This window comes from Agrobacterium larrymoorei, from assembly GCF_005145045.1.
Lineage (GTDB): Bacteria > Pseudomonadota > Alphaproteobacteria > Rhizobiales > Rhizobiaceae > Agrobacterium > Agrobacterium larrymoorei.
Genome location: NZ_CP039691.1, coordinates 2,631,790 through 2,655,625, shown reverse-complemented (window position 1 = coordinate 2,655,625; position 23,836 = coordinate 2,631,790). Strand labels below are relative to the sequence as shown.

Below are 23,836 nucleotides of genomic sequence, written 5' to 3'. Positions count from 1 at the left end.
CACCATCTCCTGGACGCGTCAAAGGCTTAGGCGGCACTTGCGGCGTTGGCGCATCTGGTCCCACCCAGTTCGGCACCAGAGGGACATTTTTTCCGGGTCCGCTACTCGTCTTCGACGTGCCCATTATTTGCCCGCCTTTAATTCGGCAGCTACGGCTTTGCTGACTGTGGTCGGAAGATCGGGACGCTTTGCCAGCCCAACTATAACTTTCTTTCCCCACTCGGACGTGGCTAGTCGCGGGATGAGGCCAGCTTTGAGTGCTGAAGAGGGCACATTCCCGAAGAACACGATCAAGCGTTCAGCCTGTACGACGTCATTCTCCGCCATCGCGCTAAGCCCATAAAGTATCGAAGGCGTTCCCCATTCGGTCTCAGCACTCGCTTTGTCCAACAAGCTGGTCATGATCAGTGCCCGCTCGTCAGGTGTAACAGTAGTGAACTGTACTTTGACCGACTGTGTCGGCTGAATCTTCAGGGCCAGAAGTTGAGTGAGAAGTGATGCCGCGTTTTTTGACAGTTTGTTCTCGGCAGCGATAATCGGGGCGCTTTCCCGACCTACATGAAGTGCCCCTCGAAGATCGATCCCTCCCAAGTCAGGCGGAAGTTTCAGCCAGTCTTCAATGAGCTTTGCGTCTTCTTTCCATCCTGATGGCCAGCGCGCTTCATCGATAGCTTCGCCCTTACGAACATCGGCTTCCAGATCACGAAGGATTTCCGATTTTCCGTGCGATGCGGTGCTAATCAGTTCGGCTAGCGAATTGAATGACGTTGCTGAGGCAAATCGCTCAAACAGCATAAGCTTTGCAAACATTGCGTCGTTGACAGTGATATGCTGCACCTTCGCAAGGCTTCGCCGGATGGATAGGGTATTCATGAAGCGCTTTATAAGGCGAGGATTTCCGTTCACTTTGGGCGAAACAATCATCTGGCGTGCAAGACGGTCAGCAAGCTCAAGCTCTGCTTTCAGCGATGCCGGACACTGCTTGATCAGTCCCTGCACGAATTCGGCATCTACAGCCTCCCCTTTCCAACTGGTGGCGAGGCGCTGGTTGACGGCAATTCGAACCTGTTCCTTTGCTTGTTTATCGGTGGCGCTGTCCTCGCAAATCACAGTATTCTCGACGAAGAGCATCATCAGGTAAGCCTTCACCTCATTCGTGCCGAGCGGCGGGACTCGGAGCGGAACTTGGATGAGCTTGTCGAAGTAACTAATGACGATGTCATCATCCACCTTGGTGCCTGGAAAGTGGACCCGAACCGCTTCTTTGATCATTTTGTCGTCAGCCGCGATAATGAAGGCTGTCCGCTTCATAAAGAGGAAGAGGCGCATCGCCTCAAGTGTCCCGATCACTGTCGGCGGAAGACAACGATCCAGGTCGTCGACAAACACCACCAAAGTTACCTTCAGATCATCCAGTAGCTCCTCGAACTCGGTCCGAATTGCGTGGATCATCTGAGGAGGAGTCTGTTGGCGCTTCTCGGACGGCTTAAGCAGACCTTGCGCCGACTCCGCGTGTTCTTTTATCGTTGAAGAGGCGGAGTCATAGTCGTCACTGGTAATGTCGCCGTCGGTGAGGCTATCGTAAACGCCTTTTCCGGCGCGTGCGAGCGCCCCGATTGGCACGCCAGTGTAAACGGTCGCTGCGAGTTCGCCCACAAATCTGAGGCTCCTAAAAACATCGATGCGCTTGAGAAGTTTGACGCCTTTTTCAACGCTCGTTTCTTGTTCCGTTGCGCATTTCGTTAGAGCGTCAGCGATTTCCTCCATGAGGGCCGCCTTCGCGTCATCGTGTCCTTGATAGAGCCAAGCATTGAAATTGACGAAGAGTAGTGACTGCTTTCCTTTGGCCCCTCCGGTGTCTTGCTTTTGCGCTTCCTTAATCCGAGCATTCAGATCAGCTTCGACAAGTTTCACCATTGACGATTTGCCAACGCCCCAGCCGCCCGAGATGCCAATGCTCAGTGCCTGGCCTTTCGCGTCGAGGATCATCTGCGAGACCAAACTCGCCATGACATTGAAATTCAGGAAATCACGACCAGTTTCTACGTCCGCCCACATCCCAGCCATCCTCAATGAGAGGGTGAGCGTCGCTGTTGATTGCAACCGATGCAAGCGCAGTCAGAGCGTATTTGTGTTTTAATCTACGTTCATCCACAGAATCAGACGATTGTTCGAGCGGGGTACTCGTTGTAATCGCCTCGGGATGTCGTCGACATTTGACTATAGTCAATCCCAGTGGCATCGACACAAATGCAGGTAGCATGGATACACAAAGTAAATGTTCGATCCAGTTCTTCAAGCGATACAGGGCGCAATCATTAATATATGCGTTTCGGACCCAAAGACTGGTTCGATGCTGGGACGGCTGAAGCTGCAGCCGAGTGTAGACATCAAGACCGCGTTGAAGGTGGATCGAGGCGTGCTCCTCTACAGCCCAGAGCATGTGAAAAGTCTAACCATGGCCGAATTGAAGAAGGCTCTGGCGAACTGCGTGGAGAAATAGCCATTGTCGCCTCCCTCAAAAATGCCGTTGACACGCTCGATATTGTTCTCTATTTGTTCCATTCATGAAGAACGGAACCCTACACATCATACGAATATCCCGCTGATCCACCGCCTCGCGAGAGGCTGTCGTCAATTGCGTGTATATTCGAGTTGTGTAGATGAGTATTCAGTCGTTGCCTTCTGGCAAGAAGTCCCGCACGTCGCAAACAATTTTCTCCCAGCCCAAATTTAACCGCTGCGTAGGCCGTTTCGTCGCCAGGGACCAACTGGCGCGGGATGTGGCGTGCTTGTTGGAATTCGAAGACGAGGTTTCGAGCTGGAACTGCCGGTCTCTGCAGCTGCGCCACGGGTTTGATACCTATTCTCCGGATTTCGTCGCCGAACGTCCATCTGATATCCTGGTGATTGATGTCGTTGGCCATCGACGCCCGCCCCCTTGGGTTGCCGAGGCGGTTGCTCGGGAAGGGTTCACCTACAGGACAATGTCGCGCGGAGATATTGATCCTATCCGGCTGAAGAACTGTAAGGACCTGCTTCAAAGCGCTGTTGGCGAAGTGAGTTTGGGCGACCGGGTGCGATTGCTGTCCGTTCTCGATGAACAATCGTCCCTGACCCTAGCTGAGAGCCTCACCGTATTCCAGGAAACCCAGCCAATACGTGGCTTGGCAAATATGGTCGTAACGCGTCTTATCGAGATCGATATCGACACCGCGCTGATTGGACCAGAGACCGTTGTTCGCCGCTATCGCGGCTAGACCCATCACCAAGACATTCGATGTTCGAAGTTCGTGGCTCAAGGCCGCGAGGAGGATAACTGTGCCTAAAACAAAGTATTCGCTGAAGACGCCACAAGATGCCGCGCTGTACTGCACACTCAGGCGTGCGCTCAGGAAGGCTCCGGACTTTATCAGAGGCGCTGACAGCGTAGTCCTGCTGAATGTTCCGTCAGACCGATCTGGCGAGGATTACGATCCATGCGCCGAAAATCTCCTGCTTCGATTCTCTGCGGACCGGGATGACATCGCCTACATGATGATCGCGGCTACCGATAAGCCAAGGACCATTCTCAAGAGGATGGATGGGGACTTCAGCCGAAAGCGCCGACTTCTTATTTTCAGGGAACAGGGTGCCGAGGTTCCTTTTCAAGTCTCCTTGAAAGTTGACGTTGAAGCCGACCTCCCACCGATCTCGACAATGGACTTTCGGATCGGATGCCGGATTGCTTATCAGATCGACGTCAGTCCCTCTGAGGCAGAAACGGCAATGTCGTATCCGCTGCCGCATGTTTGGGCAGCACTGCGGCGAGGTCGTCCAATCGGGAACGCGTTGGCGCGTCTGGCCGAGGCTACTGCCCTTAATGCCAAACCGTCGAAAACCAAGAGCGAAAGCCTGCCGCCTTTACAGGACACGTTTGGCTATGGCCAGGCAAAGGACTGGGGCCTTGAGCTGGCCCGAGACTTGATCGACTGGCAGCGCGGCAAGATTGATTGGTCGGAAGTCGATACCGGGATCGTTCTGTCAGGACCGCCTGGAGTTGGGAAGACGCAGTTTGCCGCCGCCCTGGCCCGACAGTGCAATGTGCCCATCATCGCAACGTCTCTGGCGCGATGGCAGTCAAGGGGACATCTTGGTGACCTCCTGAAAGCCATGAGAGGTGACTTCGAAAAAGCGAAGGAAACTGCGCCATGTATTCTATTCTGCGACGAGTTGGACAGCTTCGGCGACCGTAATTCCTTCTCGGCAGATAACAGAGACTACAGCACGCAGGTGGTGAACGGGTTTCTCGAACACCTGGACGGCCTCGACGGGCGTGAAGGCGTCGTGGTGATCGGCGCAACCAATGCTCTGGATCGTATCGACCCTGCCATTTTGAGACCCGGGCGACTGAACAGACATGTTGCTATTCCCCTGCCAACAGCGACAGACAGGATCGCCATCCTGCAGCAACAGATTGGTCAAACGCTGCCAAGAAAACATCATCCAAAGTTGATCGCAGCCACCAACGGGTTTTCCGGAGCTGATCTCGCCAAGGTGGCCCGAGACGCTAAGCGCATTGCCCGACGAGCTAAACGGGATGTCACTATGGCTGACATTGCAAAATCGTTACCAGAAATGGTGGCGATCACAGGCGAACTGCGGCGGGCGCTCGCGGTTCACGAGGCGGGCCATACCGTCGCGGTCCTCGCGCTAGATCATGGGAAATTTTACGGTGCCATGATCATCGATCATACGCGCAACGACAGTGAGACTGTGCCCGGTGGTGGCGCATACTTCGAGGTGCCCAACGTCGCATACCGCACGGTTCGAACCTACAGGGATCGTATTGCAGTGTTGCTAGCAGGGATTGCTGCCGAGGAGGTGGTCCTTGGGGCTGTGAGTGATGGAGCTGGCGCAGGCCCGAATTCTGATCTCGCCCAAGCGACCCGTATTGCCACGATGTTGCAGAGCGGTATGGGCATGGGTAATCGCCTTCGTCATAGCCTGGCAAAGAGTGACCGCGACCTTGAGGCACTTCGCCTTCGGGACCCGAGTGTCGCGGTCTGGGTGGACGATGTACTTCTTACCGAATTTAAGCGTGCGAAGCAGATGGTCCGCAGTCACCGAAAACTCGTGGAGGCTATTGCCGACGAGCTGGAGGTGAAGGGGAAAGTTTCTGCTGATCAGGTCGCAGCGATGGCGGCAAAGCTCGAAGCACCGCCAAAGTGCACAGTAGATATCGCTGTAGTTGAAAAATTGTCGACCACTACTTGACCAAGATTACGAGCCTCTGCGATGTTGATTTAGGGGGCGCTTATGAAAAAAAGATACTGGCTGTTGTGCGGCATACTTTTGTTTGGGCTCTCCAAACTTGGCGGCATGCACACCCAGCAGCAGTACGCGGTAGCGCCCTCGACTCCTTCTAGAAGTGCGCAGCCCGCGCCAGCGAATCCGTTGCGGGATCAAATTAAGACGACTTCTACACCCTCAAGTTCCGCGAGTATCGAGCAGCCTGACCACGAAATACCCACGAAGCCTGAGCCGCAAACAAAGTTCGTCGGAGGAAGTAGTGTCGCCTTACGGCAAAGCCCGACCCAGAAAGGTTCGATCCTAGATAGGCTCGACGCCGGGAGACGAGTTACTGTTCTGGATAGTGAAGGCCAGTGGTCCCGCGTGAAGGATAACCTGACTCAGCGGGAGGGTTGGATTGCGAGCCGTTTGCTGACGAGCAAAGAGGCAACCGTCGAGCAAAAGAAGCACAAAGCTGAAGAGACAGCTGTAGTTGCGCCGAAAATTTCGCCTTCTATTATCATCCAGCGAATAATCGCCGAGTCGATAGCGGGTTATCCTGGCACTTGCGCTTGCCCTTACAGCACGGATCGACGTGGTCGGAAATGTGGAAACAGAAGCGCCTACTCAAAGCCTGGCGGTTATGCACCTATCTGTTTCGCTGGCGACGTAACGAAATCAATGATCGAGGCCTACAACTAATTGACCAGCTTGCGATAATTCTCTGTCTACAGTTTCGCAACGGGTGCATCGGCATCTAGTTTAGCTTGCGCCTCTCCTAAGTAAAACGACTTGACCGCCTCGTGGTTACGCAGCCCCTCAGGCCGATAAGGTTTTGTCTCATCATAATGGATGACGCCCGGCAACTTAAACCTCGCCAAAACGCTCGGATGGATCGGTGCATTCGGCGGAATCGGCCGAACGCATGACTTCCATGGAAGCCACCCGGACTTGATCTCGTCATGCTGGATGCCTGCACTAGATGGGTAGAGGTGGAGCCATGTTTGATCGACGGTTATCGGATTTGGCACATTGGTGGCCCTATCCACCATCCAGGCCAAGGCTATGTCCGAAAGCCGCGACTCCGTTTCTAGATAGCTTCCGCCGATATCGGAGTGTACGCCAGCGAACCAGACCTGCTCAAACCATGCGTCCGCCTTTCCTGCCACATCGGTAGACTGGGGCGTCCACGGTACACGCTCAAACTTTGCCCGGTTCTCATCTATTGAAAGGGCATGTTTAGCGAAGGCGACTCTGGGATTGAGGAAGGTGTCATAAAACTTCATCCGCCAGCCGGTCAGATGGATGGTTTTCCACCAAGGATCACTGAGCCCGGTTGCCCATTTCAAGTGCGTTGCTACATACCAGGCGACACCAGCAACCGCACAGAATGCAAACACAGAGAACAACCACGTGAAAGGGTTAATTGGCCAAGGCATCAAAGCCCAAACTAACGCTCCGAGCCCAAGCACGACTATCGCCGCCACAATGATGATTATTGCTTGCTGGATCGCGTTGACACCCAATGCGCCGACGGTGTCCCAAACGCCTATGAAATAGGGCACGACATTAGCTTGCGCCTCCGCATCTGCGGATTTGTATTTGCTGCGAAATTTTGCTGCTAGCTCTCTGCGCTGGGCGTCCAACTGGTTGTCGCGCCGTCCCGCTCCGTGTTGATACACGTTTTTGATTGCTTCGTTAGCAACCTCGCGGGCAGTCTTTGGGTCGCGGTAAAACGGCGTCTTCCCATCTTCCATTGTCGTTGGGACACCACATAAGCCTAGCACGCCTCCTACGCATCGAGCAGTGTAAGCACCACGGCTAAACCCGAATAGGAATATTCTGTCGCCCGGCTCCCACGACTGAAGAATGAATGTATAGCAATCGACAATGTTCTTCGTAATTCCGAGGCCAGTCGCTTGAGAGAGAACGTTGTACATTCTTCGCAGAGGGCCGATTTTGATGTCATCGGCATCTGACGCCGATCCCAGGCCCGCGTCGTAAAATGCGACTTGTTGATCTGGGTTGATCGCAGAGTCTGGCCCACATCTTGTCGCTCGAAACAATTTGTAAACGTTGCTGCGTCGCTCATCAGGCAACAGGCCACCTGCTTGTCCGGTACCGTCAGAGAATATGAGGATATTCTTGGGCATCGTCAGTGACCTTCTCCTAATGTAAGTCAGTCACAAGTATTACCAGAAAAGTTTGTCTAACCGAAATCTCAACCTGAAGTTATCCAAAAGAACTTCGGATATGCCGAAGTCTGCAAAGCACTCCGGTGAATGCGTTCACCGGGTCAACTCGCGTTCGTGTCGTTTAGATTTGATTAAGCTCGTTCCCTTAGCAAGCCGCCCCCGGGCTGGGCTATCATTTGGAACGGTAACCTGAATGAGCATAGATCAATCAGCTGTCGTCTTTCGGCGAAAGATCGCGAGCTTCTGCGAGATGAAGCTAGCACCCCTTACAAATTCGGAGCAACTCCAGGCTTTATCAGAATACATGATTGGCCTTGTTGACGACAAAATGCCTCCTCCAATGTCCGGCAAGCATGTCGACTGGAGCGAAGTGTCCGTGACCTGCAGACTTGGCCGTTCGTCAGAAAAACTTCGGCGCGTTGCGCAGTACGGGTTTGATGCTATCGTCCGTTGGCTCGATCAATCCAGTCCGCAAATCGCCAAACCTGCGATCATCAAAAAGAAACGGAAGCAACCAAACCGCGCGGGGAAGGCTGGAGTGCGAAAGCTTGACCGAAAAGCAGTTGATCCAGATAAAAAATCGCGGCCTGGGCCGAAGCCTAAACCCATCGAAGAGTTTCCCGAACCGCTTTTCGAGAGTTATGAAGAGCCCGTTTCCTTTCAAGCCGCGCTCCAGTTTCACATCGACCGTTTTGGTGAGACCTACTACCATCTGCATCGGGCGATATTCCGAGAAGGCGATGCCCTTGAGGCAGGCACCTTGTTGAGCTGGTTGAAAGGGACGAAAGTGCCGCGCAGCGTGTCCAGCCTGGAAATTCTCAATCGGATCGAACGTCGATACCGCCTGCCGCACAATTATTTCAAAGAAAAGCTTCCGCACCAATCTCGTGCCGGGGTCGGATATGATGTCGGTGACGATATTTCTCCGGCGGAGCGTCGGCGTTTGGCTTGGCATCTGCCGGATGACTTCAACTCATTGCCAGAAGAAAAGCGTGCGGAAATACTAGAATGGGTAAGGCGAGTTATTCTGACCGGTGCGACGGACTATCGTCGTTATCAGGCACTCGCGACGCGACAACGATATGCGATCCGATTTCCTGGCGTGACCTATGGCGGCTCTCACAAGCCGATGACATCAACCCGTAAGGTAGTCGAAGAATCCAAGGACGAACTGGAAGACCCTGATATGCTTTCCGGGGTGATCGACGCGCCGACGCATCTAGCGCATGAAATGGCTAATCTGATGTCCTTCAAAACCGCGACCCTGACTGCTGTCGGATTCAAACGAAACGGTGTGTGGGGTGAAGAAACGGCATCCCAGAAACTTGAGCACTTGGGTCTCATGTTCGGCGCACTCGCTGCTTCACCCGAGGGCGAAGTCGCTGGACGGGGCGTACCGTTAAATGCTTTGACATTTGGTCTACTTGTTTTCCCCGGCATATGGGATTGGTATTTACAATGGCGCGAGAGACGAAGGGGGTTCTACACTGCTTGGGAGGCTGACATGCTCAGCATTGCCCTGTCGCTTACCCGCGAAGAAACTGGATGGATCAGGCAGCATCCTGAACTTATCGAGCGTGTGGTGCCGGTGACTGGCTTGGTTACGAAAGAGGAGATTGCCTTCGCACGACGTGATTGGCATGCCTGCTGCGATGCTTTTCATTCCCATGCAAGGAACCGCATCAGGGAAATCCAGCGAGTGATGCGAGTCCACAGGGACCCGTTCGAGCCAATCATGTGTGTGCTGGAGGCACCAAGCCCTCTTGCTGAGTATCGGAAGATTACGGATGAGATACTTCTTCGAATGCCGGATAAGGATCGTTACCCAAGAGCGGCCGCAGAATCCGTTCGATCATTTCTGATGTTGCGCCTCGGGCTGCACCTGGGTCTCCGACAGAAGAATCTTCGGCAACTGATGTTCTGCCCACGAGGGCACTTCCCGACTTCGGAACGGCGACTGGAGGAAATGCGGCGCGGAGAAATTCGCTGGAACGACCGAGAGAACGGGTGGGAGGTCTTGATCCCGTCTGTCGCGTTTAAGAACGCAAATTCCTCCTTCTTCGGATCGAAGCCGTTCAGGCTGATCCTGCCAGACTTGCTCGATCTTTATCACTACATCAACGCTTACATCGAACGGCATCGGAAGGTTTTACTGGGGCAGGCTACTGATCCTGGCACTTTCTTCATAAAAACAGTCAAACTTTCGAGTGCTGATGCGGCCTACAATCAAACGACGTTCTATGAAGCCTGGCGTCTTATCATACAACGTTACGGCATCTATAACCCATACACGGGACGTGGGGCGATTAAGGGCCTGTTACCTCACGGCCCCCATAATGTCCGGGACGTCTTGGCGACGCACATTTTGAAACTTACCGGGTCTTATGAGCAGGCGAGCTATGCTATCCAGGATACACCGGAGATGGTTCAGCAGCACTATGGACGCTTCCTTCCGCAGGACAAGGCAGCTCTCGCAGCGAAGATATTAAACCAAGTCTGGGAAGCGGCGTAAATCGGTTGGAGGACCAGCGATTGTCCAGCGTTGCTGGTCCTTGGCTTTTCGGGGGTTTATCGGCAGTAGTCATCGAATGTGTCTTCACCTTCCCAAGAGAGACCATGTGCGATTGTGAACGCTTTTTCTGCACCCACGCGGGAAAAGAAACATCTGTGGTTCTCGTGTACGAAGCACCTACACGTAGAGCGACCGTGGCTTTAAACCTCGCACTAGCGTAATTTCTCCACCGGCTCAGAGCAGCTTGGTATGGATAAACTTCCTAGCTGCTCTATCTTATGGGAAAACTTTGGATCGCTCTGCTAGAGCATAACTTGAAGTTGACCGAGCATGCCACGTGTCGTCTTGTGGATTGTAAATGCCTGGAAGGGGGTAGTAGCTATTAATCAGCAGGAAGTCTTTGACATTAAAGGTTGCAATCGGCAATTGACTCACCAGCGCCGCTGCCGCGATATGGAGGTCCTGTCCCAAGCGAATTCTTTTGGCTCCTGGATGCGATACGAGGAGATTGCGAAGCCTGGGATCAGCAGCCAAATTCCCCCACACCTCGGCAACATCCTTTCCTGTCTCCAGGATCGGCATGCCGGTAGCGATAAGCCCTTGGTACCAAGTGGTCAGTCTAACGGCTTTGATGGGGTCACGAGAACAAAGCTGCATGATCCCCTGTTGAAACTCGACGATAGCAGCTGCTGGGATAACGAGGTTCGGCGCATCTTTTATAAACCGGAGGACGTGCGGGTTCGGTTTAACCCTGCTGGTTTCGCTCAAAACGCACGTATCGAGTAAGTATCCGGTCGTCATAGAAGTGCCCGCTAAACTCAAATGCGAGCAACGTCCGAAATAATGGTTAACAGGCGATTAACGGGCGTTATTCCGTCGGGATTACGCTTCGGGCCTCCTCTTATGGGAGAGAACTATGAATAAAGAAGATAGAAATTCCAGAGAGGAAGACGGAATGTCAGCCAACATTATTGCCATTCCGGAAGAGGGAGAGCTGCGGCGTTTCTTTGAGCGCCTGCGAGCTGCTGGGACGCTTAAGGTCAAAGATAGTGGCCATGAGTATGTCATTAAGATTTCAAGATCGCAGATGACAAATGAAGCGAGGGATTTTTTGACCCGTGGGGGACCGATACCTGAATAGTCGCCCAAATGCCTACGCCATCCATCGCGTGGCTTTTCAACGTAGTCGTCGCACACGGACAGTCTCATCCATTCCTTCGACATGCAGTTCGAGGCCATTGATACCATCGATCACGATGGCGTTCGGACGGTAGGCATAGTGATAACTGTATTTGTATTCAGCTTGCCCCCAAACGTGGCCATTTTCGAACTGAAATAAGCTCTGGCCTTCATATCCTTTGAAGTCAGAAACAATCACGCCCTCTTCGACGCAGCTTACCTCACGGACTGGAACTGCCCCCGGCACCCCCTCCACCTCAATGACAAGATTCGACCCTTGTTGGAAAACTCTTACACGGGGCCGGTATGCGTAGTGGTAATGATAGTGATGGACACTCTGCTGAAAAACGTGGCCACTATCTAGCCTGAAGACCTGGCCTTCGTCGAAGCCGTTGAATTCATCCGAAATGCGGCTGTGCAAATTGTAAGACATTTTCGATTTACCTATCGATCATCAACTAATTTCTCGGGGAAAATTCTGCCTAACGCAATATTGGATTGTACGAACTCAACCTGAGATGCATACACAATTGCGAAAAAGACAGCCTGATTGCGCTTTTAGCATTCGCCACGAGGGTGTCGTATCCAAATGCGTAGATGAAAATTCTTCTGGAAATTGACAGTTCCTCGAACTGGCGCTCTAGCGCTATACCAGCGCAGAACGTGAACCCTTTCGCGAGGGCAAGAGCGCCTCTTATTACATTGCCGAGCAATCAGTCGATGTCATGACTATGTGGCCGACCAGCATTTGACCAACGGAGAACCCAGGTGTTCAATGTCTTCATAAGATAAAGCACCTGATTCTCCTGTAGATTTTGCGAGAAAGTATGTCCGATAATCCGGATTTTGAGCATCTTAACGATCTTCCGAAGCGCGACACGAACAACGAGATCGAGCAGAAAGCACAGCGTGCGTTCCGAAACTTTGTTGATAGTTCCGAATCCTGCTTTATCCAAACACCCGACACCAAGGACTTCGGTACGGACTATCAGCTGGAGGTTTTAGAAAACGGTTCGGCAACCAACGTCAGGATTCACGTTCAGTTAAAGGGCACAACAAAAAATGCAAATTGCGATGGATCGGTAACGATAGGGGTTGAACGCAGCAATCTGAACTACCTGATGGTGCAGAGGTATTCCCTTTATGTTTGCTACCATCTTCCGTCCGCCCGACTCCTTTACGCGCCGGTTGATGCAGTCATCACCGGGTATAGCCACAGCGGTAGAAGCTGGACTGAACAAGACACGATCAGTGTCCGGTTTACAAAGGTCTTGGATCACGAGGCTCTAGATTCCCTCGCAAGCCTCGCCAGATTGCAGGCCATCGCATCACGTGATTATCGGTTTAGCTTGACGGTTGGTCGCGCTGAGGACCTTGGGATTTTCGTTGGCTCTGCTCTGCCTGAAATTCACGTGCCGGAGGATCAAAACCGAGCTGCCGAGCTTTTGGAGAGCCTTTATTATAACAACAAGGAAGAGATAATTACCGCTGCGTTTGATCGGTTCGCAGCGGTTCTTGGCTCGAACCATGAGGCCATGCGTTTCTGCTACATGGCCGAGATTAATCTCGGCATGTCAGGCCATGGAGACGCAAAGCGTATTTCTCGTGCAATCGACTTCTTTGTTAGACTGATCGAAACTGACCGTTTCGAAATAGGAGGACTGCATTTTACAATCGGCAATGGCCAAACGGCGCTTAGAGACGAGGAGGCTGCCATTTCGTCTTACGTCAAAGCGCTTGGGCAATTGGACACCGTTGATGATCGGGAGTTGGTAGCTCAATGTCTCAAGAATATGGGCAGTAGCTACTTTAAGCTCGGTGAGCGAGATAAGGCCGCACAGCATTTTGAGGATGCACTGAAGCTTGCTCCGACACTTGCAGAGGCTCATCATGCTCTTGGTGTACATTTCGTGCAGCAAGGGAATTACGAAAAGGCGCTCAACCACCTCGATAACGTTGTTTTCGATGATGGTAGGATTTCCAAAAGCTCATCAACTCTAGGCTGGAGGATCAACTGCTACTTTAATCTTCATCGTACCAAAGCGGCATTTCGAGAGATTAATTCCTTATTGGCGCACGCTGCTACACAAGAATGGATATGGCCGTGGACAGCACGGCAGGTGGCTAGTTTCGGCCTGGTATCAGTCGAGAGCGCTCAAGCAAGCCTTGATTTTTGGCACCGGTTTAGAAAGGCCAATCCGGCCAATGATTTTGCTTACTCACAAATCCTCCTCGCTAAAGTCTACCTCAAGATGAACGGCATCGATATCGGGGTTGAATACAGCAGTTTCCGCAGAGACTTCGAGCCTCTTATCGCCTCAGCTGATGCAAGCCAAGCTCCTTTCCTTTGGGATCGTCTTGGTCACTTTGCACAGATAGATGGTGATTGGGATGAGGCCGCGAGGTGTTTTCATCATGCATACGACCTTGGTGGAGAGGAATACGGATATTGTTTGGGAACAGCCCTAAACTTCCTGAATCGCGGCCAAGAGGCTATCTCGATTTTGAAGGAGCAGGCCGAACGCGTGCAGCCGGACTCCATGAGCTGGTTCCAGCTCGCTGTTGCTTACGAACAGGCAGGTGAAGATGGGGCGGCAACTTCCTCCTACCAAAAAGCCATTGCTCTCGACCCCGATTACGATCTGGCCTGGTTCAATCTCGGAGGAGTATTTTGGAATGCTGGGGCGACCGAAGCCGCGCGGAAAACTTGGCGAGCAGCCGTCGAAAAATTCCCTGACCATGAACTGGCGATTAAGTTGCAGAGCGAACCGGGGTTTTTGAGAGATTGAATCGCAGCTCTCTTGATATTCCGAAACTATTCCTCCTCAAATCAATGTCGGCCCAGGAGGACCCCGTTTTCAGGTTGGTATCGCAGTCTGGTTGAAGCCGAGCAATAGTTTAACGACCGAGTTCCGACCTGGATGGGGCCAAACACTTGGCTGAACGCGCATGTCAAATGTAAAGTACCAGCACTTCCTCGCCCGGCATCATATGTCCTGGTTCGCGAACGCCGACGGAACGAGTAGTTTCTGGTCGCTGACTGATGGCGTTCTCCAAGAAGATGTGAAACTGGCCGAGATCGGAGGGCAGAACAATCTGTATGAATCTCCCTAGCTAGACAGGAACTTCGTCGAGAAGCAGGTTCTGAATAAGATTGAAACCGATTTTTTTGACGCCAGGTCCCGCGCCATGGTCGACAGGGCCGTTCGGAAATCTGATGACCGCCAGGCCGTCCGGCGGTACATCGCGGCTCAGTTCATCCGTGAAGGGCATCTCCACAAGCGGCTCGTTAATCTGGAACACGACCTTCTATTTCTAGCGAAAGAGATGGGGCTCGAAAGGCATTGGGGAGCCGAAGGAGTTTCGGCCGAGGGGCGGCGCAAGCGGGCTAGCGCGACGATGGCGAAAAGTCTTGTTGAACTCGACGACTTGGTCAGGATGTTGAAGCACCATGTTGTCATCTTCGTCCAGCGCCCGCAGAGCGACCTCCTGCTACCAGACCGTGGCTTCGTCCAAGTCTACGCAGAAAATGGAAATCTCCGCACGGACGGCTTGAAGTCATCGACCCTGAAAATCCTGATGCCGATTGCTCCCGACGCTGCGCTCAAACTCGTTCGGCCGCGCAAAGGCGCTAGGTTTGCAGACCGCATTACTATGGGCGACAAGGAGCATGCGGAGTTCATTCACAACCTCGGCCTTAACGCTAAGTCATTTGTTGCGGGTACCAAGCAAGCTCTCGCCGCTGTGGACTTCAATGAGCTGCCGTATTTTGATCCCAACACGGAGCGGCTCTCGATGGTAATGCAAATCTACAGGGCAGGTGAGCTGGATCGCATCGTTGACAACTTTTGGGCAAAGCAGGTCCCGCATTTGCCGAGAGCTAAGGTGCGAGCATGGTTCTATCGCGAAAAGTTCATTCCGGCGGTCAACAAGCTTTTCAATCCGCATAATGATCCAAATGCTGAAGTCATAGGGTTCATCCCTTGATACCGCAAAGGTGGGTCAAGCCCGATTTCCGGGTTCGCTCGTTGCAGACCGGCGGAAACAAACGCTCCAATTCTGCGGGGACGCAAATAACGGCACTTTTGACCAGAGAGGCGTGCCGTAGGGACAAACCTTAAGGCCCACACCACGAGAGTGAGTGAGTAACGACATTTTGGAAAAAAATGGTGCTGCGAAAGAGGATTGAACTCTCGACCTCTCCCTTACCAAGGGAGTGCTCTACCACTGAGCTACCGCAGCATTTGGGGCCGAAGCGAAGCGCCTCGACATCAGGTGGGCGCCTATTGCCATAGGTTTTTGATGAGTGCAAGCCGCAAATTGCGACTTCGCCAAACCTTTCTGCAAAAATCCGCAGCATCTGTTGAAAAGCCTGAAATTCGTTTATGACACCCCGCATGGACGATCACCACGATATTTCCCCGGAGCAGCCAGGTGCGCAGGCCCAGAGTGGGCCGGGCGAAAAGGCGAAGCAGAGAGACGCGGAGCGCAAGGCGCGCGCGGCAAAAAAACTGCGTGAAAATCTTGCGCGGCGGAAACAGCAGTCGCGTGCTCGCCGGGCAGGGGATGCGGATGAGACAATAGGTCTGCCTGCCGCAAAAACGGACGAATCGTCCTGACAAGAACAATCAGGCGAAAATTGAAATGGACCGGGGTTTCGTCTTCCGCATGATTTAACCATTGCGCGGCATCTTATCTTTTTTCAGCGCCGCTGTACTCTTTGCAGCCCGGCGCCAACACATGCCTCATCGGCATCAAGGAAAGGCGAGCAGAAGCTCGTAGGGACGTATGGATCGCATCAGAATCACAGGCGGGAACGAGCTTAACGGCATTATCCCGATTTCCGGCGCAAAGAATGCCGCGCTTCCATTGATGATCGCCTCGCTGCTGACCAGCGATACGCTGACGCTGGAAAACGTGCCGCATCTGGCTGATGTCGAGCAGCTGATCCGCATTCTCGGCAATCACGGTGTCGATATCGCCGTCAATGGCCGCCGTGAAAGACAGGATGAAGGCTATTCCCGGACCGTGCACTTCACTTGCCGCACCATCGTCGATACGACTGCTCCTTATGAACTTGTGTCCAAGATGCGTGCGAGTTTCTGGGTCATCGGGCCGCTTCTGGCGCGTGAAGGCAAGGCGCGCGTTTCGCTGCCGGGCGGTTGCGCCATAGGCACGCGCCCTGTGGATCTTTTTATCGAGGGCCTGGAGGCGCTTGGCGCGAACATGGAAATCGACGGCGGCTACATTAACGCAACCGCACCGAATGGCGGCCTTGTTGGTGCCACCTATACCTTCCCCAAGGTGTCCGTGGGTGCAACGCATGTCATGCTGATGGCGGCGACACTCGCGCGCGGCACGACGATCATCCACAACGCCGCACGCGAACCGGAAGTGGTCGATCTCGCCCAGTGCCTCATCGCCATGGGCGCGAAGATCGAAGGTGCGGGCACCTCCACGATCACCATCGAAGGAGTGACATCGCTATCCGGCGCACGCCATCGCGTTCTGCCAGATCGTATCGAAACCGGAACCTATGCCATGGCTGTCGCCATGACGGGCGGTGATGTGGTTCTCGAAGGCACGCACGCCTCGCTGCTCGATAACGCGCTCGATACGCTGAAGCTGGCGGGTGCTTCGATCACGGAAACGGAAAGCGGCCTTCGCGTGGTGCGCAATGGCAATGGCATCCATCCAGTAGATGTGGTGACGGAGCCTTTCCCCGGCTTCCCGACCGATCTTCAGGCGCAGTTCATGGCGCTGATGACGCGTGCGCAGGGCGTATCGCACATTACCGAAACCATTTTCGAAAACCGCTTCATGCATGTGCAGGAACTAGCGCGTCTGGGCGCCAAGATTTCGCTCTCAGGCCAGATGGCGCGCATCGAAGGCGTTTCGCGTCTGCGCGGCGCTCAAGTCATGGCAACGGATCTTCGTGCATCGGTCTCGCTCGTTATCGCCGGTCTGGTCGCCGAAGGCGAGACGATGGTCTCCCGCGTCTATCATTTGGACCGCGGCTTCGAGCGGCTTGAAGAGAAACTCAACCGCTGCGGCGCGCAGGTAGAGCGCGTCAGCGACTAACACCATCATCTTCGTCGGGGGCCGAGTTGCAGAACGGTCCCCGACTGCCTATCTCCAGACAAAGCCTGAATTTTCAGGGACACTGGATGATGCGGACCTCTCCGCAAGATGAGGATAAAGAAACGATGAGCGGCCTTAAGCTGATGGCGCTGGATGGAGAGGATCTCTCCATCATTTCCACCCACATGCAAGACAGCGTCTTCAAGTTGAAAGACGCGTCTTTCGATGCACGGCACGGTCAGTTCGTGCTGTCCGTCAACCGTTTCGTATGGGAAAACGGACTCAAGAAAAACCACCCGCCGGAGCGTTGCCGCACCGCATTCGTTCTGAAACGCGTCTCCGCCGTCCGCTCCAGCGGCATCAACCGGGCGGACAAGGAACAGGTTCATTCACTTCTTGCCGTGCGCTTTACCCAGAAAGGCGAGGGGCCGGATGGCACGGTTGAGCTGACCCTTTCCGGCAATGGCGCGATCGCCCTGGATGTGGAATGCATAGAGGCGCAACTGACCGATCTCAGCGGCGCCTGGGAAACCAACGCGAAGCCTTTCCACCCGGCAGACTAAATCTTGCGTGAATGCGGGCAGGGAATTGCCTTGCCCGCATGTTTCGATTTATGCCACATACCCATGCGCCGCACGTCTTGCGATGCGGCAGAGATTTTGCTCCGCTGATGATGCGGGGCTGCGGAAAGGGTAAGTGCAGTGGCAATCTGGCTGGAGCAATCGTCTTCTGATTTCGAAAAGGCATTCGCGGCGTTCCTGACGACGAAGCGCGAAGTCTCCGAAGACGTAAACGCGGTTGTGCGCGACATCATCGATGATGTGCGGAAGCGTGGCGACGAGGCCTTGGCGCATTATTCCCTGAAATTCGACGGGCTGGATTTTTCCCAAGTATCCATGCGGGTCACGGAAGCGGAAATCGATGATGCCGTCGGCCAGGTCGATCCTGCCGTTCTGGATGCCCTAAAATTTGCGGCCCAGCGCATCGAGAAGCACCACGCGCGGCAGATGCCGAAGGACGATATTTACGAAGACGATATCGGCGTCGGTCTCGGTTCGCGCTGGACGGCAATCGAGGCTGTCGGCCTCTATGTGCCGGGCGGCACTGCGAGTTACCCAAGCTCCGTTCTCATGAATGCCGTTCCGGCAAAGGTTGCAGGTGTGGAGCGCGTGGTTATGGTCGTTCCGGCCAATGCCGGCAAGATCAACCCCGCTGTTCTGGCCGCTGCGCGCATTGCAGGCGTGGAGGAAATTTATCGTATCGGCGGGGCGCAGGCCGTGGCGGCTCTTGCCTATGGCACGCAGACCATTGCACCCGTTGCCAAGATTGTCGGTCCCGGCAATGCCTATGTGGCAGCCGCCAAGCGGCAGGTTTTCGGCACGGTCGGCATCGATATGATTGCAGGCCCATCCGAAGTGCTGGTGATCGCAGACAAGCACAATGACCCGGACTGGCTGGCCGCAGACCTGCTGGCACAGGCCGAACATGATCCCGGTGCGCAATCCATTCTCATCACCGATGATGCGGAGCTTGGCCACGCGGTGGAAAAGGCCGTTGAGCGCCAGTTGAAGCAATTGTCACGTTCAGAGACCGCCACGGCAAGCTGGCGCGACTTCGGCGCTGTCATTCTGGTGGATGATCTTGCCGCTTCCATTCCGCTCGCAAACCGCATTGCGGCAGAGCATCTGGAGCTTGCGGTAGACGACCCCGACGCTCTGATGGCGGGCGTGCGCAATGCCGGTGCGATCTTCGTCGGTCGCCATACGCCGGAGGTGATCGGCGATTATGTCGGCGGCTCCAACCACGTTCTGCCAACCGCGCGTTCCGCGCGTTTCTCTTCGGGTCTTTCGGTGCTGGATTTCGTCAAGCGCACCTCCATACTGCGCCTTGGGCCGGATCAGTTGCGTAAGCTGGCGCCCGCAGCCATCACGCTCGCCAATTCCGAAGGGCTGGATGCGCATGCGAAGTCCGTTGCCATTCGTCTCAATCCGGAAGGGTAAGGCATGGCGGCTGGCGAATTCAGACTCTGCGATGTGGTGCTGGACGAGAGTATCGGCCGGTCCACGCCTGACGTGGAGCATGAACGCGCCGTCGCGATCTTCGACCTGATCGAGGAGAACAGTTTCGAGCCGCTGGGGCACGAGGGCGGGCCCTATAAGCTCGATATCTCGCTGGTGGAAACCAAGCTGGTCTTCGCTATAACCACGGAAGACGGCAAGGCTGTCGCAACACACATTCTTTCGCTCACCCCCTTTCGCCGCATCATCAAGGATTATTTCCTGATCTGCGAAAGCTATTATGAGGCCATTCGGTCTTCCACGCCAAGCCAGATCGAGGCAATCGACATGGGGCGGCGCGGTATCCACAATGATGGATCGCAAACGCTGATGGATCGTCTCTCCGGCAAGATAAAGGTGGATTTCGATACGGCCCGTCGTCTCTTTACGCTCGTCTGTGTGCTCTATTGGCGGGGGTAGAGATGGAAGCTCCGGGTGTCGTTGACTTGAAAGACAAGGCACCGCGCGCCATATTATTCATGTGCGGCATGAACTCCATCCGCTCTCCGATGGCCGAAGTCATCGCCAAGCAGATCATTGCTCCCGGCATCTATATCCAGTCCGCAGGTGTACGCGCAGGGGAGCGCGATCCTTTCGTCGATGCAGTGCTGGAAGAAACCGGCCTGACGCTCGGCAAGCACAAACCGCGCACTATGGAGGAGATCGAGGACGATTTCTTCGACCTCATCATCACGCTGACGCCGGAGGCGCACCACGCCGCACTGGAATTGACGCGCTACAACGCTCTCGACGTGGTCTATTGGCCGACGATGGATCCAACGGTCGAAACCGGGTCGCGAGAACAGAGGCTGGAAGCCTATCGCGAGGTGCGAGATCACCTCAAAAAGCTTATTTCAGAGCGTCTTCCGCAGCGTGCACAGCCATTTTCGGAAACGCTTTAGACCAAGCGACAATTTAGGTTCACAAATAGGCGGCGATTGTGTAGTTTCCGCGCAATTTTCCCGGACTCTTACGTTCGGTATCATCAAACAGGAAGAAAAACCCTATATGACAAAAGAAGAAGTCCTTGAATTCCCGGGCGTCGTGACCGAACTCCTGCCCAATGCGACGTTCCGTGTGAAGCTGGAAAACGAACACGAAATCATTGCTCACACAGCGGGTCGCATGCGCAAGAACCGTATCCGCGTTCTCGCGGGCGACAAGGTTCTGGTTGAAATGACCCCTTACGACCTGACCAAAGGCCGTATAACTTACCGTTTCAAGTAATAGCCCGACAGATCGGACGGCTGGCAGAGCATGACAGACTTAAAACAAAAGCTGATTCTGGCTTCCGGATCGCCACGCCGTCTTGAGCTCCTGCATCAGGTGGGTATCGAGCCCGCACGTCTGATGCCCATGGATATCGACGAGACGCCCGCACGTCTGGAACATCCACGCACGCTCTGCCGACGCCTCTCGCTTCAGAAAGCGCAGGCCGCCCACAAGGCGGTGAAGGGCGAGCTTGCCTGGAAGGATGCTTACGTTCTGGGTTCGGATACGGTCGTGGCCGTGGGCCGCCGTATCGTCGGCAAGGCCGAATATATCGAAGACGCCAGCGCCGCGCTTCATCTGCTTTCGGGCAGAAGCCACTGGGTCTATACCGGTGTGTGCCTGATTACCCCCGGCGGCAAGGTGCGCCAGAAAGTGTCCGAGACCAAGGTCCGCTTCAAGCGCCTGTCGCAGCACGAAATCGAAAACTACATCGCTTCCGGCCAGTGGCGCGGCAAAGCCGGGGCCTATGGTATTCAGGGCATTGCAGGCTGCTTCGTGCAGAAGCTTACCGGTTCTTACACCAATGTCGTAGGACTGCCGCTCTACGAAACGACGTCACTTCTGGCCGGTGAAGGCTTCGAGGTGGCGCCGGGCTGGCAGGAGGGCTGACCGCCAATGACCGCAGACTCCAAAGTCACACCGCTCAGAAAAGCACAGCCTTGCCCGGAGTGCAAAAAACCTTCCACCCGCGAAGACTATCCCTTCTGCTCGGATCGCTGCCGCTCGCTCGATCTCGCCCGCTGGCTGAACGGCTCCTACGCCATTCCGGTGGCGGACGACGAGCAGAAGGCCGACGAAAGCCCACGTCGTGATTCCGATTCGGAAGACTGGTAGACCTTCAGTTTCAGGACATACAGGCTTCTCTTGCAGGGTCGGCTTATGACCGGCCCGTTTTTCCGTATTCCTACTTGGACGACAGCTGTGCGACCGCCAGAAGCGTATCGGCGCTGATCGATGTCGAACTGCCGCTCAGGATAGACAAGGCAGGAGACGACGTGTTGGCGTTTTGCGTGTCGTAAAGCGCTGTGAAGCGCTTGACCAGATCATCGACATAATCCGGATCCTGAAGCTTCGACAAATCCAGAAGTTTCGTCACCATCTCGGCCTGTTTTGTCACATCCATGTTGGCGATGCTGGATGGCAGGCTAAAGGCGGTCTTGAAGAAGGCAAAGATGGCGTCATCGCTTAGAATGCTATAGGCACTCGTCAGGTCTGGCGCCTTGCGCGAGAAATAAAGGGCCAGACGAACGCCTTCGTTGGCATCGCCCTGCTGTTCTTCCAGCGTCTGCCGAGCATATTGCGATGTCGTCTGCATGATGGCACCGCGCTGCTGACCGCCCTGCTGGGCGCTCGCATCCAGCTCCCCCTTCGTATTGAAGTTGAAGGACGCGATGATCTGCGCGAAGGCAGGGTTTTCCTGCGTGTTGACGAAGCTCTTTGGATCGGAGAGATCCGACTGGAACATCTTCTTGAGATCGGAAGTCGTTACAGTTTTGGGATCGATGCCGTGCGCTTCGAAAATGAAATTCGTCAGCCGCGTGTCGGCGACGAGATCATCGACCGACTTCACTTCCATCATCTTCGATTTGTAATACTCGATTTCGGTATCGGCCTTGTCGCTGGCGGTCTTGCGTTCCGTGCCCGTCAAAGATCGGATTTTGTTGGCCTTGTAATCGGCGGAGAAAACATCGGTCACGCTTTCCGCCTGTGCAAGAAGCGGCGAGTCCACCTTGCCGTCAGATGTGAAGTTGAACGCGTTCACGAGATCCACGAAGCGCTGATCCTTCAGCGAATTGACATAACTCTTCTTGTCGCTCACGTCGCTCGTCAGGATTTTCTTTAGCTCGGAATTGGAAACTTCGTCGGGATCGATGCCGTAAGCCCGAAGGGCCACATCCCATATTTCCGTAATCTGATCATTGCCGTTGACCTTGTCCTTATTGTTGGGGACGAAGAAGTCATCCAGCGAGGTTACGGTGGCAATTCGCGTATCGTAGTTGGTAACTGCCGCATCGATTGCGGTCGTCTGGTCTTTCGTGAAAGCCGCCTTGTAGAGCTTGGCCAGATCTTTCGTCTGCTGGGCATCCTGAGGCGCGGTTCCATCGGCAAGCGTGCCGTCCGCCGAGAAATTGAAAGCGTCCAGCAGTTTCGTATTGCCGTAATTATTGGCAAAACTCTCGCTATACATCAGGCTGGCGACGCTGCTGGGAAGGATCGTCTTGCTGAGGCTGAAAGCGGTTTTGGCATATTCGAGCAGGCGGCTGTCGTCCGTCAATTCCTTGGCGGAGGTCACCTTCGCGACATTCTTTTCCCAATAGCGCTGATTGGCTTCAAGCAGTGTATTGGATGGATAGCTCGACATTTTAGCAACATAATCGAGCTTCAGGTCTTCCGTTTGATCCGCGGTCTGGGTTTGGCCATTCACTGTCCCATCCGCATTGAAGTTGAACGCTGCGGCAAGCTTTTTCCAGGCGGTGTCCTTGGCCTGATTGGCGACGCTGTCCTCGTCCTCAAGATCGCTTGTCAGGACCTGTTTCAGATAGCTTTTCGATGTGTAGGTAGGATCGAGACCGACCGCGTCCATCATATAGGTCCGCAGTCTGGTATTATTTATCAGCTGATCGACGCTCGTCACCTTGCCGATCTGGGCGGCAAAATACGTGGACTCCGTCTTGATATTCGTTTCTTCGGTCGTGAAAGAGGCCTTGTAGGCGTCTGTGAGGTCGGTCAGCTGCCCGCTGTTCTGAGCCGTTTTCTTGTCGCCACTGAAATTGAAGGCTTCTGCAAATTGCAAATAACGCTTGTCGGTGAGCGTATTGGCAAAGCTGGAACTGTCGGTCAGATCGCTTTCCAGTACCTTGCGCATGAAGGCTTTGCCGTAGGTCATTTCTTCGAGGCCATAGGCCTTCATGGCATAGGAATAAAGCTTGTAGTCATCCAGAAACTCATCGACGGTCGTGACCTTGCCGATATTGGCTTCGTAATATTCCGTGTCGCGCTTCACAGTCGACTGGTTAGCCACCGTCGACAAAGACGATTTCAAATCGCGGTTGACGATGAGATAACTGGTATAGGTGGAGAGCGAAGTCGAAGCCATGACGAGCCTTGTATCTTGCAGACCGTCTCATGGCCGACGAGTGACGCGCTATCATCGCGCGAATAACCTTCCAAATCATATTATAAAAAGACGCCTGACCAAAGCTAAATTTTCCCGTTTTTGCAGGTGGATTTCCTCCATTCTCGCGCAAGCTTGATGTCTTAAGGCTCGG

21 protein-coding genes and 1 tRNA gene are annotated in these 23,836 nt (G+C 54.3%); 16 read left to right on the top strand and 6 right to left on the bottom strand.

Annotated features, from left to right (window positions below):
• Positions 1-123 precede the first annotated feature (123 nt).
• Positions 124-2,058 carry a KAP family NTPase gene (locus CFBP5473_RS12905; RefSeq protein WP_027673791.1) on the bottom strand — a complete coding sequence of 645 codons (1,935 nt, stop codon included), beginning with the start codon at positions 2,056-2,058 and terminating at the stop codon, positions 124-126.
• Between the two features lie 605 nt (positions 2,059-2,663).
• Between CFBP5473_RS12905 and CFBP5473_RS12895 the strand changes: the two genes are divergently transcribed.
• The 3 genes from CFBP5473_RS12895 to CFBP5473_RS12885 all read left to right on the top strand — a co-directional run bounded on the left by CFBP5473_RS12895 (position 2,664) and on the right by CFBP5473_RS12885 (position 5,973).
• A complete protein-coding gene (locus tag CFBP5473_RS12895; protein ID WP_027673793.1) occupies positions 2,664-3,260 on the top strand; it encodes a hypothetical protein in 597 nt (198 codons plus the stop codon).
• Between the two features lie 61 nt (positions 3,261-3,321).
• The gene (locus CFBP5473_RS12890; protein ID WP_136954358.1) at positions 3,322-5,256 is read left to right on the top strand and encodes an AAA family ATPase; all 1,935 of its coding nucleotides are present in this window, start codon (positions 3,322-3,324) and stop codon (positions 5,254-5,256) included.
• A 42-nt stretch (positions 5,257-5,298) separates the two neighbouring features.
• The gene (locus tag CFBP5473_RS12885) at positions 5,299-5,973 is read left to right on the top strand and encodes an SH3 domain-containing protein (RefSeq protein WP_027673794.1); all 675 of its coding nucleotides are present in this window, start codon (positions 5,299-5,301) and stop codon (positions 5,971-5,973) included.
• A gap of 26 nt (positions 5,974-5,999) precedes the next feature.
• Here CFBP5473_RS12885 and CFBP5473_RS12880 read toward each other — a convergent pair whose 3' ends face one another.
• Entirely contained in the window at positions 6,000-7,424 is a 1,425-nt protein-coding gene (locus CFBP5473_RS12880; RefSeq protein WP_169696888.1) for a DUF2235 domain-containing protein, read from the bottom strand.
• 235 nt (positions 7,425-7,659) lie between these two features.
• On the opposite strand from CFBP5473_RS12880, the gene CFBP5473_RS12875 reads away from it, so the two are divergent.
• Positions 7,660-9,978, top strand: a complete 2,319-nt coding sequence (locus CFBP5473_RS12875; RefSeq protein ID WP_027673796.1) for a hypothetical protein — start codon at positions 7,660-7,662, stop codon at positions 9,976-9,978.
• A 276-nt stretch (positions 9,979-10,254) separates the two neighbouring features.
• On the opposite strand, the gene CFBP5473_RS12870 is transcribed toward CFBP5473_RS12875, so the two are convergent.
• Entirely contained in the window at positions 10,255-10,746 is a 492-nt protein-coding gene (locus CFBP5473_RS12870; protein ID WP_136954357.1) for a PIN domain-containing protein, read from the bottom strand.
• 148 nt (positions 10,747-10,894) lie between these two features.
• Here CFBP5473_RS12870 and CFBP5473_RS12865 point away from each other — a divergent pair, with 148 nt between their 5' ends.
• Positions 10,895-11,119 (top strand): hypothetical protein, encoded by a 225-nt coding sequence (locus tag CFBP5473_RS12865; protein WP_027673798.1) that lies wholly within the window; start codon positions 10,895-10,897, stop codon positions 11,117-11,119.
• A 36-nt stretch (positions 11,120-11,155) separates the two neighbouring features.
• On the opposite strand, the gene CFBP5473_RS12860 is transcribed toward CFBP5473_RS12865, so the two are convergent.
• Positions 11,156-11,590 carry a hypothetical protein gene (locus tag CFBP5473_RS12860; RefSeq protein WP_051441148.1) on the bottom strand — a complete coding sequence of 145 codons (435 nt, stop codon included), beginning with the start codon at positions 11,588-11,590 and terminating at the stop codon, positions 11,156-11,158.
• A gap of 394 nt (positions 11,591-11,984) precedes the next feature.
• Here CFBP5473_RS12860 and CFBP5473_RS12855 point away from each other — a divergent pair, with 394 nt between their 5' ends.
• Both CFBP5473_RS12855 and CFBP5473_RS12850 read left to right on the top strand, forming a co-directional pair.
• Positions 11,985-13,946, top strand: a complete 1,962-nt coding sequence (locus CFBP5473_RS12855) for a tetratricopeptide repeat protein (protein WP_027673800.1) — start codon at positions 11,985-11,987, stop codon at positions 13,944-13,946.
• A gap of 400 nt (positions 13,947-14,346) precedes the next feature.
• Positions 14,347-15,144 (top strand): hypothetical protein, encoded by a 798-nt coding sequence (locus tag CFBP5473_RS12850; protein ID WP_136954356.1) that lies wholly within the window; start codon positions 14,347-14,349, stop codon positions 15,142-15,144.
• A gap of 180 nt (positions 15,145-15,324) precedes the next feature.
• Here CFBP5473_RS12850 and CFBP5473_RS12845 read toward each other — a convergent pair.
• Positions 15,325-15,399 (bottom strand) — tRNA-Thr (locus CFBP5473_RS12845).
• 155 nt (positions 15,400-15,554) lie between these two features.
• Between CFBP5473_RS12845 and CFBP5473_RS12840 the strand changes: the two genes are divergently transcribed.
• From CFBP5473_RS12840 to yacG, 9 genes are all read left to right on the top strand, one after another.
• Positions 15,555-15,776: a hypothetical protein gene (locus CFBP5473_RS12840; RefSeq protein WP_027673803.1), complete on the top strand. Its 222-nt coding sequence runs from the start codon at positions 15,555-15,557 to the stop codon at positions 15,774-15,776.
• A 169-nt stretch (positions 15,777-15,945) separates the two neighbouring features.
• Positions 15,946-17,238, top strand: coding sequence for a UDP-N-acetylglucosamine 1-carboxyvinyltransferase (murA, locus tag CFBP5473_RS12835; RefSeq protein WP_027673804.1), 1,293 nt, complete (start codon positions 15,946-15,948; stop codon positions 17,236-17,238).
• A gap of 125 nt (positions 17,239-17,363) precedes the next feature.
• Positions 17,364-17,801, top strand: a complete 438-nt coding sequence (locus CFBP5473_RS12830; protein ID WP_027673805.1) for a DUF2948 family protein — start codon at positions 17,364-17,366, stop codon at positions 17,799-17,801.
• A 138-nt stretch (positions 17,802-17,939) separates the two neighbouring features.
• A complete protein-coding gene (gene hisD, locus CFBP5473_RS12825) occupies positions 17,940-19,238 on the top strand; it encodes a histidinol dehydrogenase (RefSeq protein ID WP_027673806.1) in 1,299 nt (432 codons plus the stop codon).
• A 3-nt stretch (positions 19,239-19,241) separates the two neighbouring features.
• Positions 19,242-19,715 (top strand): UPF0262 family protein, encoded by a 474-nt coding sequence (locus CFBP5473_RS12820; protein WP_027673807.1) that lies wholly within the window; start codon positions 19,242-19,244, stop codon positions 19,713-19,715.
• Positions 19,716-19,717: 2 nt separating this feature from the next.
• Positions 19,718-20,197 carry an arsenate-mycothiol transferase ArsC gene (locus tag CFBP5473_RS12815; RefSeq protein WP_027673808.1) on the top strand — a complete coding sequence of 160 codons (480 nt, stop codon included), beginning with the start codon at positions 19,718-19,720 and terminating at the stop codon, positions 20,195-20,197.
• A 106-nt stretch (positions 20,198-20,303) separates the two neighbouring features.
• Positions 20,304-20,522 carry a translation initiation factor IF-1 gene (gene infA, locus CFBP5473_RS12810; RefSeq protein WP_027673809.1) on the top strand — a complete coding sequence of 73 codons (219 nt, stop codon included), beginning with the start codon at positions 20,304-20,306 and terminating at the stop codon, positions 20,520-20,522.
• Positions 20,523-20,552: 30 nt separating this feature from the next.
• Positions 20,553-21,176, top strand: coding sequence for a Maf-like protein (locus CFBP5473_RS12805; RefSeq protein WP_027673810.1), 624 nt, complete (start codon positions 20,553-20,555; stop codon positions 21,174-21,176).
• Positions 21,177-21,182: 6 nt separating this feature from the next.
• Positions 21,183-21,401, top strand: coding sequence for a DNA gyrase inhibitor YacG (gene yacG, locus CFBP5473_RS12800; protein ID WP_037170678.1), 219 nt, complete (start codon positions 21,183-21,185; stop codon positions 21,399-21,401).
• Between the two features lie 70 nt (positions 21,402-21,471).
• Here yacG and CFBP5473_RS12795 read toward each other — a convergent pair whose 3' ends face one another.
• Complete coding sequence (locus CFBP5473_RS12795; protein WP_027673811.1) at positions 21,472-23,664, bottom strand: DUF1217 domain-containing protein; 2,193 nt, start codon at positions 23,662-23,664, stop codon at positions 21,472-21,474.
• Positions 23,665-23,836 lie beyond the last annotated feature (172 nt).

Excerpts from the sequence above, each read along its gene's own strand:
- CFBP5473_RS12905 (WP_027673791.1), bottom strand. The coding sequence starts at position 2,058 with ATGTGGGCGGACGTAGAAACTGGTCGTGATTTCCTGAATTTCAATGTC.
- CFBP5473_RS12895 (WP_027673793.1), top strand. The coding sequence starts at position 2,664 with ATGAGTATTCAGTCGTTGCCTTCTGGCAAGAAGTCCCGCACGTCGCAA.
- CFBP5473_RS12885 (WP_027673794.1), top strand. The coding sequence starts at position 5,299 with ATGAAAAAAAGATACTGGCTGTTGTGCGGCATACTTTTGTTTGGGCTC.
- CFBP5473_RS12880 (WP_169696888.1), bottom strand. The coding sequence starts at position 7,424 with ATGCCCAAGAATATCCTCATATTCTCTGACGGTACCGGACAAGCAGGT.
- CFBP5473_RS12875 (WP_027673796.1), top strand. The coding sequence starts at position 7,660 with ATGAGCATAGATCAATCAGCTGTCGTCTTTCGGCGAAAGATCGCGAGC.
- CFBP5473_RS12865 (WP_027673798.1), top strand. The coding sequence starts at position 10,895 with ATGAATAAAGAAGATAGAAATTCCAGAGAGGAAGACGGAATGTCAGCC.
- CFBP5473_RS12860 (WP_051441148.1), bottom strand. The coding sequence starts at position 11,590 with ATGTCTTACAATTTGCACAGCCGCATTTCGGATGAATTCAACGGCTTC.
- CFBP5473_RS12855 (WP_027673800.1), top strand. The coding sequence starts at position 11,985 with ATGTCCGATAATCCGGATTTTGAGCATCTTAACGATCTTCCGAAGCGC.
- CFBP5473_RS12850 (WP_136954356.1), top strand. The coding sequence starts at position 14,347 with ATGGTCGACAGGGCCGTTCGGAAATCTGATGACCGCCAGGCCGTCCGG.
- CFBP5473_RS12840 (WP_027673803.1), top strand. The coding sequence starts at position 15,555 with ATGGACGATCACCACGATATTTCCCCGGAGCAGCCAGGTGCGCAGGCC.
- murA (WP_027673804.1), top strand. The coding sequence starts at position 15,946 with ATGGATCGCATCAGAATCACAGGCGGGAACGAGCTTAACGGCATTATC.
- CFBP5473_RS12830 (WP_027673805.1), top strand. The coding sequence starts at position 17,364 with ATGAGCGGCCTTAAGCTGATGGCGCTGGATGGAGAGGATCTCTCCATC.
- CFBP5473_RS12820 (WP_027673807.1), top strand. The coding sequence starts at position 19,242 with ATGGCGGCTGGCGAATTCAGACTCTGCGATGTGGTGCTGGACGAGAGT.
- CFBP5473_RS12815 (WP_027673808.1), top strand. The coding sequence starts at position 19,718 with ATGGAAGCTCCGGGTGTCGTTGACTTGAAAGACAAGGCACCGCGCGCC.
- infA (WP_027673809.1), top strand. The coding sequence starts at position 20,304 with ATGACAAAAGAAGAAGTCCTTGAATTCCCGGGCGTCGTGACCGAACTC.
- CFBP5473_RS12805 (WP_027673810.1), top strand. The coding sequence starts at position 20,553 with ATGACAGACTTAAAACAAAAGCTGATTCTGGCTTCCGGATCGCCACGC.
- yacG (WP_037170678.1), top strand. The coding sequence starts at position 21,183 with ATGACCGCAGACTCCAAAGTCACACCGCTCAGAAAAGCACAGCCTTGC.
- CFBP5473_RS12795 (WP_027673811.1), bottom strand. The coding sequence starts at position 23,664 with ATGGCTTCGACTTCGCTCTCCACCTATACCAGTTATCTCATCGTCAAC.